At 40.4% G+C, this 12,874-nt stretch carries 11 protein-coding genes; 9 read left to right on the forward strand and 2 right to left on the reverse strand.

Going from position 1 to position 12,874, the window contains the following annotated elements:
• The first annotated feature begins 360 nt into the window (after positions 1 to 360).
• From ACFPU1_RS09870 to ACFPU1_RS09880, 3 genes are all read left to right on the forward strand, one after another.
• The gene (locus tag ACFPU1_RS09870; RefSeq protein WP_385940630.1) at positions 361 to 1,191 is read left to right on the forward strand and encodes a sulfite exporter TauE/SafE family protein; all 831 of its coding nucleotides are present in this window, start codon (positions 361 to 363) and stop codon (positions 1,189 to 1,191) included.
• A 23-nt stretch (positions 1,192 to 1,214) separates the two neighbouring features.
• Complete coding sequence (locus ACFPU1_RS09875; RefSeq protein WP_385940632.1) at positions 1,215 to 2,504, forward strand: Zn-dependent hydrolase; 1,290 nt, start codon at positions 1,215 to 1,217, stop codon at positions 2,502 to 2,504.
• Positions 2,505 to 2,813: 309 nt separating this feature from the next.
• Positions 2,814 to 3,710 carry an AEC family transporter gene (locus ACFPU1_RS09880; protein WP_385940634.1) on the forward strand — a complete coding sequence of 299 codons (897 nt, stop codon included), beginning with the start codon at positions 2,814 to 2,816 and terminating at the stop codon, positions 3,708 to 3,710.
• 147 nt (positions 3,711 to 3,857) lie between these two features.
• Here the strand turns inward: ACFPU1_RS09880 and ACFPU1_RS09885 are convergent, their stop codons facing one another.
• Positions 3,858 to 4,058, reverse strand: coding sequence for a cold-shock protein (locus tag ACFPU1_RS09885; RefSeq protein ID WP_054637484.1), 201 nt, complete (start codon positions 4,056 to 4,058; stop codon positions 3,858 to 3,860).
• 251 nt (positions 4,059 to 4,309) lie between these two features.
• Here ACFPU1_RS09885 and ACFPU1_RS09890 point away from each other — a divergent pair, with 251 nt between their 5' ends.
• From ACFPU1_RS09890 to ACFPU1_RS09915, 6 genes are all read left to right on the forward strand, one after another.
• Complete coding sequence (locus tag ACFPU1_RS09890) at positions 4,310 to 5,962, forward strand: ATP-binding protein (RefSeq protein WP_385940636.1); 1,653 nt, start codon at positions 4,310 to 4,312, stop codon at positions 5,960 to 5,962.
• Entirely contained in the window at positions 5,959 to 6,663 is a 705-nt protein-coding gene (locus ACFPU1_RS09895) for a response regulator (protein WP_385940638.1), read from the forward strand. The genes ACFPU1_RS09890 and ACFPU1_RS09895 overlap by 4 nt, the downstream gene beginning before the upstream one ends.
• A 114-nt stretch (positions 6,664 to 6,777) precedes the next feature.
• A complete protein-coding gene (locus ACFPU1_RS09900) occupies positions 6,778 to 7,851 on the forward strand; it encodes a Bug family tripartite tricarboxylate transporter substrate binding protein (RefSeq protein WP_054637482.1) in 1,074 nt (357 codons plus the stop codon).
• A 173-nt stretch (positions 7,852 to 8,024) separates the two neighbouring features.
• Positions 8,025 to 8,594 carry a tripartite tricarboxylate transporter TctB family protein gene (locus ACFPU1_RS09905; RefSeq protein ID WP_054637481.1) on the forward strand — a complete coding sequence of 190 codons (570 nt, stop codon included), beginning with the start codon at positions 8,025 to 8,027 and terminating at the stop codon, positions 8,592 to 8,594.
• Between the two features lie 39 nt (positions 8,595 to 8,633).
• The gene (locus tag ACFPU1_RS09910) at positions 8,634 to 10,103 is read left to right on the forward strand and encodes a tripartite tricarboxylate transporter permease (protein WP_385940928.1); all 1,470 of its coding nucleotides are present in this window, start codon (positions 8,634 to 8,636) and stop codon (positions 10,101 to 10,103) included.
• Positions 10,104 to 10,171: 68 nt separating this feature from the next.
• Positions 10,172 to 11,197, forward strand: coding sequence for an AbrB family transcriptional regulator (locus ACFPU1_RS09915; protein ID WP_385940641.1), 1,026 nt, complete (start codon positions 10,172 to 10,174; stop codon positions 11,195 to 11,197).
• Between the two features lie 39 nt (positions 11,198 to 11,236).
• On the opposite strand, the gene ACFPU1_RS09920 is transcribed toward ACFPU1_RS09915, so the two are convergent.
• Positions 11,237 to 12,676 carry a carbon starvation CstA family protein gene (locus tag ACFPU1_RS09920; protein WP_385940643.1) on the reverse strand — a complete coding sequence of 480 codons (1,440 nt, stop codon included), beginning with the start codon at positions 12,674 to 12,676 and terminating at the stop codon, positions 11,237 to 11,239.
• Between the last annotated feature and the right edge of the window lie 198 nt (positions 12,677 to 12,874).

Here is a 12,874-nt window from a genome sequence, read left to right on the forward strand (position 1 = left end):
ATTCAAAAAGGCAAATGGAACATATGAGTTTTAAACTTTCAGTTTTGCTTTGTTTTTGCAACGGTAGGAGATATTAAAACACAGTCACACTTTTGAATACGCATTCAAAAACACAGATTAATTGTAACCGCTTCAATTTTCGGTGTCAACTAAATATTCTGAAAAGATTATAAAACAGTCAAGGTACATTTAATTCAAAAAATTGAAGTGATTAGAATTACATGATTGAGAATCAATAGGTCAAACAAAACGAAATCTAAATCTTTAAATCATTTGCAAAAAAGTTAAAATGCATCCAATATAGAAAGAAACGAAAAAAATGGTGACTTTCCCATTATAAAGACAGGAAGTGTATGATTGATGGCAATGATAATTATCTTATTACTTATCGGACTGCTGGCAGGAGTGTTGGCAAGTCTTGTAGGTATTGGGGGAGGGCTGATTATTGTACCAGCACTCCTTTTTTTAGGTACATATACATTGATTATTCCCGAAATAAGTCCTCAGCTGGCTGTAGGAACGTCAATGGTCGTTGTATTAGCAACAGGACTTTCTTCTACCCTGGCTTACATGAAGCAAAAAAAAGTTGATTACAAAAGCGGCCTTTATTTTTTTATGGGCAGCGGCCCTGGGGCAATTCTTGGGGCGTATGTGAATAGTTTTTTTGATTTTGAAGGCTTTTCTATTATTTTTGGATTTTTTATTTTAGGAATATCCATTCTCCTGATGCTTCGTCATCGCTTAAAGCCTTTCCCACTCAAACAGTCCATCCAAAGGGAATGGGAAAGTGATACAGGAGAAAAAACTATATATGGATACAGCTTAAAAGTAGCGATACCTATTGCTTTTTTTGTTGGGGGAGTATCAGGGTTGTTTGGTATTGGCGGCGGAACAATTATGGTTCCGGTAATGATTATGATTTTTCTTTTCCCTCCTCACGTTGCTGTGGCTACCTCCATGTTTATGATCTTTCTTTCCGCGATTACTGGTTCAATTACCCATGTGGCAATGGGTAATGTTGAATGGCTTTACGTCTTTCTTTTAACCGCGGGAGCATGGGTTGGAGCAAAAATAGGAGCAAACCTTAATCAAAGACTTAACAGTGAGTCCATTGTTTTTCTTCTCAGACTGGTCCTCATTCTTGTTGCCCTAAGACTGATATGGGAAGGATCGGCTCCTTTTTTTACATAATATTTATCTAGGGAGAGAGTAAAATGACTTCTTTAAAAGAAAGGCTTCTAACAGATCTTTACAATTGTGGTAGTTATCCTGGTGTGAATGCAGAAGTACTTGCTTCCAGGCTTTCTGAAATGGCTCAGATTGGAGGCCTTCCTAATAGGGGAGTTTCCAGATATGTCTACACGGAAGAAGAAAAAGAAGCAAAGGAATTGTTTAAGAGCTGGCTTGAAGATATAGGGGGACTCGTTTGGGAAGATTCAGTCGGAAATATGATCGCCAGGTTTGAAGGGGAGAATCCAGAAATGCCTGTTGTTATGACGGGGTCTCATCTGGATACCGTTCCTGAAGGTGGAGCATTTGATGGAGCTTTGGGATGCATCAGCTCGCTAATGGCTGTAGAAGCACTTAGAAATTCAGAAAAGAAACATATCCGTCCCATAGAAATTGTCGTTTTTGCAGATGAGGAAGGAACTCGTTTTGGAAGCGGCCTTCTTGGCAGTCGAGCGATGATTGGAGAAGTTTCGAAGGAGGAGCTTCATCAAGTAAAAGACAACAAAGGAATTACAATTTATGAGGCGATGGAGGATATGGGCTTTATGCCCGCCAAAGTTGAAGAAAGCAAGTACCCGGAAAACAGTATTCACGCTTTCATCGAACTCCACATTGAACAAGGAAAACAGCTGGAGTATAACCAGGAAAAAATCGGTATCGTAAACGGTATCGCTGGTCCTTCCTGGCAAACTGTAACCTTTTATGGAGAAACAGACCACGCTGGAAATACACCAATGAATTTAAGAAAAGATACCGTAGCAGCCGCAGGGGAATTGATTACTGAAATAGAAAAAGTGCCTACAGCAGTGAGCGACTCTGCTGTAGCGACTGTGGGTAAGGTTCATGTACTTCCTAACGGTTCGAATGTAATTTCCGGCCAGACAGAATTGACTATAGATATTAGAGATATAAAGGAAGAGGCTCGTAATGAGGTAATTGCAAGAGTGAAAAATACAGCTGAAGCCATTGCTGAAAATAGAGAATTAGAGATGGAATGGAAGACGCTCCTTACACTCCCTCCTGTCCCTCTTTCAAAGAATATTCAAAGGATTACAGAGGAAGCGGCCCAAAGACATGGTCTTGCTTACCGTCTGCTTCCAAGCGGAGCAGGGCATGATGCCATGAATATTGGGAAGAAGGTTTCCGCAGGTATGATCTTTGTTCCAAGCAAAGCAGGGAAAAGTCATAGTCCAGAAGAGTTTACCAACCTAAGTGACTGCCTGGGTGGAATAGCAGTACTAAAAGATACGATAGAATACTTGGCAAATGAGTAAATTGTCATTCATACATATGAGGTCTTTCGTAGGTGCAAAAGAATATGATGAAAAAAAGAGTAACCCATTAAGTCAAGTCAGCTTCATTGTTAATTAACTTCAGTTAACATACCTGTAAAAACAGCAGCAAAAGGTACCATAGTGAGCAGTTGTTGCTTACGAGGAAGGTAAAGCTCAGGCCAGGGTATACGGTGGGCCGAATGAAGTCTAGATTGAATGGTTGTTGTAATTGTTCCTTTAATGAATGATTGCAGCTGAAAAAGCCTTTAGGGCAGCCCCTTTACACTACAGACAAGGAGTGAGGGAGTTTTGGAGATATTTATAGAAGTGCTGCTCCCAATTGCTCTTATATTTATGGGAGGATATTGGCTGCAGAAAAAGCAGGTTCTGGAAATTAGGTCTATTTCTGCGGTGGCATTATACATATTAACACCAGCATTAGTATTCAGGACGTTTTACACAACAGTGCCTGACCGCAATTACTTAATTATTGTGGTTTTCTCCATTGTCTTTTTGGTGATTATGCTTCTTTGTAATTTCATTGTCGCCAAGATATATAAATGGGACAGTAAAACGGTAAGTGGGATGAACCTTGCGACAATATTTACAAACGCAGGAAATTACGGAGCTCCCCTTATTCTTTTTGCCTTTGGGGAAGAAGCCTTTGCCTTTGCTGTTATTTATATGGTTGTTCAGTCTTTGCTTATGAATACATTTGGTGTTTATGTAGCTAATAGGAGTAATATGGATGCAAGGGGAGCTATACGGATTTCTTTAAAAATGCCAGTTATGTATGCCTTGTTCCTTGGTTTAGCTCTGCAATACTTAAATATTCAAATGGGAGATTCCTATTTAGGTGCAATTGATTTATTAGCTGATTCAGCAATCCCGGTGGTAATGGTTATCCTGGGGATGCAGTTGGCGACAATATCGGTGAAAAGCTTTCAGTGGGGCCTAGTGGGGTATGGCACCATACTGCGTTTAGTGCTATCTCCAATAATTGCTTACGTACTTACGCTGATGATGCCAGCCAGTCCAACGCTTGCTGCTGTGCTGATCGTTTCTGCATCTATGCCTTCAGCTGCAACGACAGCTATGCTGGCAGTGCAATTTGATGCAAACCCGAAACTTGTTTCATCCATTACATTGGTTACCACCGTTTTAAGTGTACCATCTTTGTGGATCCTTCTATCCTTGCTCCAATGAATACTTCTTAAGGGCTTCAGAAAAAGCCACCGCTCTAGAAGCGGTGGCTTTTTCAGTCATTTTAATAATCTGGTCTGTTTATTCTGAAAAGAAAACTGTATACGCAATAAAAAAAGGACTCTGACGAGTCCCTTTTAATATATGCTATTACGCTTTTTGAACGTTAGCAGCTTGTGGTCCACGGTTACCTTCAACGATTTCGAAGCTAACTTGTTGGCCTTCTTCCAAAGTTTTGAAGCCTTCCTCTTGAATAGCAGAGAAGTGTACGAATACGTCGTCTGCACCTTCACGCTCGATAAAACCAAAACCTTTTTCTGCATTAAACCATTTAACTGTACCTTGTTCCATGTGAATAAATCCTCCTATATGTGCGGATTGCCGCACGCATTATTACTATCTTGCATTACTTTCAAGAGAAAAAACTTCATCTTTACATCGCAACGAGTCAAGATAATTAATTACATCTTATCATGGTATTTTCCAGAATGCAAACTAATTTAGAAAAAAATAAAATTTATGTTTGGTAGGAAATATGTCATAATAGTGACAAAAGATTGAAAAAAATTGAAAAAAGATAACTGATACAGGGAGGAAGCACCATGAAAAATTTCAACTTAACTCCTCTCTGGAAACCCCAGTTGAGTCTCCTGCAAAAAATGATTTTATTAACAAGTTCATTAATTTTAATTACGATATTACTTATGGGGTACTATTATCATCAGCAATATTCCCAATATGTCGAACAACATATGGGCAACAGGGCGTTAAGTGTTGCTCAAAGTGTGGCGATGATTCCGGAATTACGTTCAGCTTTTAATGAACAGTCTCCTGAAGAAATAATTCAGCCAATTGCTGAGGATATTAGAGAGGAAGTCGGCGCTCAATTTATAGTCGTTGGGAACACGGACAGTATAAGGTATTCTCATCCTATTGAGGAACGGATTGGCCAAAAAATGGTCGGCGGCGATAACGATCCAGCTTTATTACACGGGGAATCGTATGTGTCTCAGGCTGAAGGATCACTAGGCCTTTCCATAAGAGGGAAGGTTCCTGTACTTTCAGATGAAGGCGCTGTCATTGGAGTTGTTTCGGTTGGTTTTTTAGAGGACGAGGTGCAGGTGACTGCTCAAGAGTATATCTCGGACACATGGATTTTGTTAGCGATGATCACTTTTGGAGGGTTAGCTGGTTCTGTTCTAATTTCTTACCATGTCAAACGATCGATTCATGGATTGGAGCCGGCGGAGATTGGCCGCATGTTTGAGGAAAAAGAAGCTATTCTCCAGTCGATCCATGAGGGCATTATAGCAGTTAATGAGCAAGGGACAGTTACAATGATAAATCAAACAGCGATGGAGTATTTATCCGATAAAAAAAACCAAAAAGACGTGATAGGGGCACCCATTCAAGAAATTATAAAAAATACAGGCTTAATAGAAGTTCTGGCTACAGGAAGAGCCCATTTTAACAAAGAGCTGTGGCTACAGGATCATCATCTGGTTGTAAATAGAGTTCCTATCAAAAGCCAGAATAAAGTACTAGGAGCTGTCTCTACTTTCCGTAATAAAACTGAGATAATGGAGCTTTCAAGAGAGTTATCAAAGGTAAGAGAGTATGCAGAAGGCCTTAGAGCGCAAACCCATGAGTTTTCTAACAAGCTTTATACAATTTCTGGCCTTCTCCAGCTTGGAAAGGTCCCTGAAGCTATTGAATTAATTGATCAAGAAAGTAAAACTCAACAGGGATGGCTTCACTTCTTCATCGAGAATGTAACCGATTCAATGGTAAGCGCTGTTTTATTAGGGAAAATGAACAGGGCTCATGAATTAGGAATCACTTTTTCTGTTGATAAATACAGCCAGCTGTCCTCTGTCTTAACAGATAAACAACGAGAAGCCTTGATTACTATTCTTGGAAATTTGATAGAAAACGCTTGTGAATCCTTGCTTGAAAATGACAAGAAAAATCGTTTAATTCATGTATCATTTACTGATTTGGGAGAAGAAATTGTATTTGAAATAGAAGACAGCGGCCCAGGGGTTTCCCCTCTTATAATGGAAAAGATTTTCATGGAAGGGTACTCTACGAAAAGTGATAAACATAGAGGGATTGGCTTAGCCCTAACCATGAAGGCCATTAATAATTTAGGGGGAATGGTTACATTAGAAAAAAGTGAGTTGGGGGGAGCTTGTTTTATTGTATCTATTCCAAAGGCTGAACCTGGAAGAATAGAAAGAGAGGGGTATAGATGACAGCAGATAATTACACGGTATTGATAGTAGAAGATGATTTCAGGATAGCAGAGATAAATAAAGCTTTTGTAGAACGGGTCCCGGGATTTAAGGTAGCCGGCATGACGAGGAGTGGAGTAGAAACTAGTGAGTTTTTAAAAGAAATTGACTATGAAATAGATGTCATATTATTAGATGTGTTTATTCCTGATGTAGAAGGTTTGGAATTAATGTGGATGCTAAGGGAAAAGTACCGTCAAACGGAAATTATAATGATGACTGCCGCCAAAGAAGCCAATACAATTCAGGAAGCATTAAAAGGAGGAATCTTCGATTATATTATAAAACCGGTGAATGCAGAAAGACTGGAGAAGACCCTGGTTCGTCTTAAAAACAAGAGAAAGTTTTTCACAAAAAAAGAAGAATTGGACCAGGAAATTGTAGATGGTTTGATAGGAGGAGGAACTGCATCTGCTGTAGCGTCAGTACAGCAGACCACCCTACCGAAAGGAATAGACCGACTGACTTTGGAAAAAGTTTACGCATCTTTAGAGAAAATGGGTGCTGAAGGAGCCACTGCAGTGACAGTTGCAAAGGATATTGGAGCCAGCAGGTCTACTGCCAGAAGATACTTAGAGTATATGATTTCAACAGAAAAAGCTCACGTCCAGGTCACTTATGGAGAAGTGGGTAGGCCAGAACGAAGGTATGTCTTCTCGTAAACAAAATGAACAAAAAGAGAATAAAGAACTAATTGAAGATTATTTGGATAATCTTCAATTTTTTTTATTTTCAGATATCATTGGTGAAGAAATATATATAAGGGGTGAAACAAGGTGAGTAAAATTTGTAAGCGCTTTAACTTAATTGCTATTTTAGCTATCTTAACAGTCTTGTTATTAGCCGCCTGTGGTGACGGCGATGAACAAGCAGGAGGAGACGAAGCAGATAATGGAAATGGTGAGTCTGCTGCCAATGACACTGAAGAAGAGGTAGATGAAGATTGGGAGCCAACCAGTAATGTTGAGTATATTGCACCCGCAGATGCCGGAGGAGGCTGGGACACCTTAATACGTACCACGGCCCAGGTGATTGATGAGGAAGATTTAGCTCCAGTGAATTTTGCGCCAGTAAACGTACCTGGAAGCGGGGGCGCGGTCGCATGGGCTGAAATTGCAGCTCAGGCGGAGAGTGATGACCTACTGTTTGCAGCAAGTCCGCCGATTATCTTAGTGCCATTGAGCGGGACTTCACAATACGATCATAATGACTTTACGCCAGTTTCTCGTTTAATCACGGATTATTCAATTGTCCTTGTCAGAAATGATTCTGAATTTGAGTCTATTCAAGATGTTTTCGATGCAATTGAAGAAGATCCAGGATCTGTAAGTGTAGGAGGAGGCTCTTCAGCTGGAAGTATGGACCATATCTCCTTTGCCGGTGCTGCCTCTGAAGCAGGGTTGAATGCAGGTGATGTTAACTACGTGCCGTTTGATGGCGGTGGGGAGGCTATGACTAACCTTTTAGGAGGACACGTTGATGTGGTGTCTACTGGTGTAGGGGAAGCGATGGGACAAGTGGAAGCAGGCGAGCTTCGTCCGATTGCCGTATCCTCAGAAGAGCCTCTTGATAGTATGCCTGACGCTGAAACCTATATCGACCAGGGTATCGATTATACGTTTGATATTTGGAGAGGAATCATGGGGCCGCCAGAAATGCCGGCTAGCGCCGTAGCATACTACGAAAATATGTATGCAGAAATGCTGGAAACGGAGTCCTGGGAGGAAACAAGAGAAAGTCATGGGTGGATTGACGCCTATCAGGACAGCAATGAGTTTGGTGAATTCTTAGATGAGCAATATGAGCAATTTGAGGATGTCCTTACCGATATTGGCATCGTAGAAGAGTAATTATTAAAAACTACTAAATAAAAAGAGGGTGGGTGGCAGGACCTTAGTCTTTCAATTCACCCTCTTTTTTAATCAACCAATAGACGATTTGAGTCAACTGCATAGAGTGTAAACCGAAATGACAGAAAGTGAATAAAAAGTAACGCACCTAGGAGCAGAGAGGTGATGGAAAGATGTTTAAGACTTTAAGGGCAAACCAGGTAATAGCAATTATTCTTTTTATTTTATCAATTGGCTATACTTTTTACGCTTTTCAAATACCAATTTATCCCATACCTCGACCAGTAGATGCAGATTTGTTTCCAAAAGTACTAGGTTTCACTATGCTGTTTCTTTCCGTCTTATTATTTTTTGAAAAGGACAAAGGAGATATACCTCAGGAAGAAACAGAAGATGAAACCCAGGAAACAAAAGACCTGGGAAAGGATGGGGAGGATTCGGTAAGCGATAAAACAGAGGAAAATGTTACAACACCAACCCAAGATCAGTCTGAATCCTGGTGGATGCATCCGAAAGTACAAGTGGTTGTGACGATAACCGGTGTCCTTTTGTACATTTTTCTTCTAGAATTAGCGGGATTTGTTCTGACCACAATGCTATTTATTTTTCTTATGACACTATATTACGGATATAGAAAACACCTAATTAACTTTATTGTTGCTATAAGTGTCAGCATTGGATTTTATTTTATATTAACAAGAGCACTGGGTGTATTTTTGCCGCCTGGTTTTCTGCCGTTTTAGAAAGGAGGTGCTTGACCAGTGGAAGCTTTTGATTTACTTATGTATGGTTTTAGTGTAGCACTTCAGCCGGAAAATTTAATGTTTGTGTTTATCGGGGTAATAGCGGGGACGGTAATAGGAATGCTCCCAGGGCTTGGACCTATTAGTGCTCTAGCACTGATGATTCCTATCACTTACGGGTTAGATCCAGCCTCAGGATTAATTCTGATGGCAGGTGTGTATTATGGAGCTATTTTTGGTGGTTCTACCTCCTCTATATTATTAAATGCTCCAGGTGTTGCAGGGACGGTTGCAACGTCCTTTGATGGCTACCCTTTATCAAAGCAGGGGAAAGCAGGAAAGGCTCTCGCCCTTGCTGCCTATGCATCCTTTATTGGGGGAACGATCAGTGTGGTAGGCTTAATGTTTATTGCTCCCCTATTATCCACCGTGGCTGTTGCTTTCGGCCCTACAGAGTATTTTGCTTTAATGGTCCTTGGTTTGACTGCAGTGGTTAGCCTATCCGATAAGTCGGTTGTTAAAGGCCTAATTGCAGCAGTTTTTGGAGTCATGGTAGCAATCATAGGTATTGATCGCCAGACAGGAACTCCAAGATATACTTTTGATAATGTAAGATTGTTAGAGGGAATTGACTTTTTAATTGTTGCTTTAGGTGTATTTGCTTTAGCAGAAGTTTTTGTTATGCTTCTTCGAGGAGGAAAAGCAAAAAAGCAAAATCATTTAGGTTCTCTAAAACTCTCTAAAAAAGAGGTAAAGGAAATTTCCGGACCAATCGGAAGAAGTTCCATTTTAGGTTTCTTTACAGGAGTTTTGCCAGGAGCAGGAGCAACAATAGGTTCATTTCTTGGCTATAGTATGGAAAAACGAATTGCAAAAGATGGTCATACGTTTGGAAAAGGAAACATTAAGGGTGTAGCAGCTCCAGAGGCTGCAAATAATGCTGCATCAGGTGGTTCCTTTGTCCCGCTTCTTACCTTAGGGGTCCCAGGTTCAGGAACCACAGCTATATTACTCGGAGCCCTTCTTGTCATGGGAGTTACACCAGGACCATTAATGCTCGAAGACAGGCCAGATGTTTTCTGGGGTGTTATCGCCAGTATGTATATAGGAAACATTGTTCTCCTGATACTAAATTTACCGTTAATACCTTTTATTTCAAAAATACTCAATTTACCAAGAGCTATGCTATTATCACTTATTGTAGTATTTTGTATGATAGGGGTGTATGGACTCAGCTTTAGTACGTTTGACCTTACTCTTGTACTAATTTTCGGTGTGATCGGTTTGTTTATGAGACTTTACGAGTTTCCGGCAGCACCCCTGATTCTAGCACTGATATTAGGATCAATTATGGAAGAAAATATGAGAAGAGCATTACAGATTTCAAACGGGGACTGGGCAATATTTACTGCAAAACCTATTTCTTTAGCTCTTCTAAGTCTGGCTGCTATTTCTCTTTTCGCACCATTTGTTATACGTTTTATTAAGTATCTTAAGAACCGGAAGTAAGAGTCACTATTAAAGTGGCTCTTTTTACGCGGAAACACTGTGTTTGGAAGGTAAAGAGGGTGAGCACTATGATATGGCAGCAAATCATATATATAATCCTTGCACTTATTGCAGGAGGTTTTTTTTCATATTTAGGGATTCCCGCTGGGTGGCTGCTTGGATCCCTTCTTTTCGGCATCATAATTGGTCTTATTTATAAAAAGCTTCCATTTGAAGGCCTTCCTTTTCAAATGGCTCTAGCAATGGTTGGGACAAGTATAGGCTTTATGATGGATCAAGAACTGTTTTTTACCTTACATACTTATTTATTTCCATTGTTAGTAACGCTTAGCTTGACCTTGGCTGCAGGTCTTTTATTCGGGTGGCTGATGTATAAATGGACAGACTTGGATATATTAACAGCCTTTTTTTGTTGTGTCCCCGGGGGAGCATCAGAAGTGATCAGTGTCAGCAGGGAATACGGGGCAGATGACCGTATCGTTGCAGCTTTTCACACAGCGAGAATTACCTTCTTTGTCCTTGTCATACCATTTGCAGCTGGCATTTTTTACCCTGTAATAGAAACAGAAGCTCAAGTAAACGGGTCTTATACGAATCTTGCTTTACTGCTTCCTATTCTATTTGTTGTCATTTCTCTTTCTATTATTCTGAATCGAAAGGTCAAAATCCCCGCGGGAGCTCTTTTGTATTCTATATTTATCGGTTTTCTAGTAGGTGAGTTTCTGGTCCCTCTTGAATCGCCCTCTTACATAGCAGGCATTGGCCAAGGTCTGATTGGGGCCATGATTGGGATTAGATTTGATAAGGTTACGCTTCATCGCCTAAAGTTGATTGGCCTTCCAAGTGTGGGGGTTATTCAGTTATTTTTTCTGTTTAGTTTGTGTCTGGCACTCATTTTCTTTCTCCTTACACCGCTTCCTTATATGACTAGTCTTTTGAGCACCGTTCCGGCAGGGGCCGCTGAGATGGCTTCCACGGCTTTTGCACTGCAGCTTGAACCAACACTTGTTTCAAGTCTTCACGTGATCAGAGTGATGGTGTTGTTCTTGGTCCTTCCCTTCCTTTTGAAGATCATACTAAAGATTGCCAAATAAAAAGATCTGCCCCAAGTCAAAGGGAGCAGATCTTTTTCTCTATGCCGCTGATGTATACGAATCTTGTGAGCGGTTTTTCCTGTTGGATACAATTTTGCGGATGTACCATATGCAGACGAAAACGGTAATGACTGCACCAATTACGAGAGATACATAATAATCCATATTCAAGCCTTCCGGAGCGTAAAACACATAGGTGGAGACCATTCCGGTCATGAATAGAGCAGGGATACCGGTAATCCAGTGCAGCTTGTTATTGGTAAGAAGATACATGGTGGCTGTCCAGAGCATAATGGTTGCTACTGTCTGATTTGTAAACCCGACATATCTCCATAGAAATGTATAATCAATGGTAGACAGCAGGAAACATGGAATGGTGACAGGGATGGTCGCAAGAACCACTTTCCATTTTCCTGATAAATTTTTAAAGAGCGAACTAAAAAGCTCGGTAAGCATCATACGGGAAGATCGTAAAGCCGTATCCCCGGTCGTGATTGGCAAAATGATAACGCCAAGAATAGCTAATATTCCACCAAGTGTTCCAAGAAGACTGGTTGAAATTTCATTTACAATTCCAGCTGGTCCTCCTGCAGCAAAGGCTTCTTGAAGTCCTCCTGTGTTACCAAAAAAGGTCATGGCAGCTGCAGCCCAAATCATTGCAATAATTCCTTCTGCAATCATTGCTCCGTAGAAAACTTTTCTTCCATCTGACTCTTTTTTTAGAGTCCTTGCAATAATGGGACTCTGGGTGCTATGGAATCCTGAGATAGCCCCGCAGGAAATAGTAACCATTAACAAAGGCCAAATTGGCAGATCCTGAGGATGCAGATTGCTGACAGTAAGGTTTGGAATCTGATGTTCAGAGAAAAGTAATGCGATGGCAATGGAAACAGCCATAAAGATCAGAATGCCTCCAAACACCGGGTACACCTTACCGATAATGCGGTTAACCGGAAGTACCGCAGCAAGTAGAAAGTATGCAAAAATAATAATAATGGCAGTTAAGAAAGTAAGAGGAGTGAGCTCAGCAATTAATTGGGCCGGCCCGGCTGTAAAGGCAGCGGCTACTAAAATCATAAGGACAATAGAAACAATATTTATTGCTGATTGCATGGTCTTTCCTAAATAACGTCCAACAAGTGTAGGGAATTGAGCCCCTTTGTGCCTTAATGAAAGCATTCCGGAAAAGTAATCATGGACAGCTCCGGCGAATATACATCCAATGACGATCCAAATAAAAGCAACAGGACCATAAAGAGCCCCTGTAACGGCTCCAAAAATGGGTCCAAGACCTGCTATGTTCAATAGCTGAATTAAGCTGCCTTTCCACCAGCTCATAGGCACATAATCCATATTATCGTTTTTTGTATAGGCTGGAGTCTCGTTTTTATCATTTATTCCAAAAACTTTTTCCACGAACTTAGAATAAAATATATATCCAACGACCAGCAAAATGATAGCGAGCAAAAAGGTAAGCATGTTTTGTTCCTCCTGTTGTGTAACGAGCTAAAGATAATTGATATTTTAACGCGGTAAACTAATAAAAACAACATTTTTCAGAAAAAATATTTTATTAAATAAATTTAAAGAAATGGAAAGAATAATAGAAATATTGGTATAGTTGAAACCAATAGGGTTTCTCGGCGTATGTTTTACATGGATAGGCAAAGGAGGATC

The organism is Thalassorhabdus alkalitolerans, from assembly GCF_042656525.1.
Classification (GTDB): domain Bacteria; phylum Bacillota; class Bacilli; order Bacillales; family Marinococcaceae; genus Thalassorhabdus; species Thalassorhabdus alkalitolerans.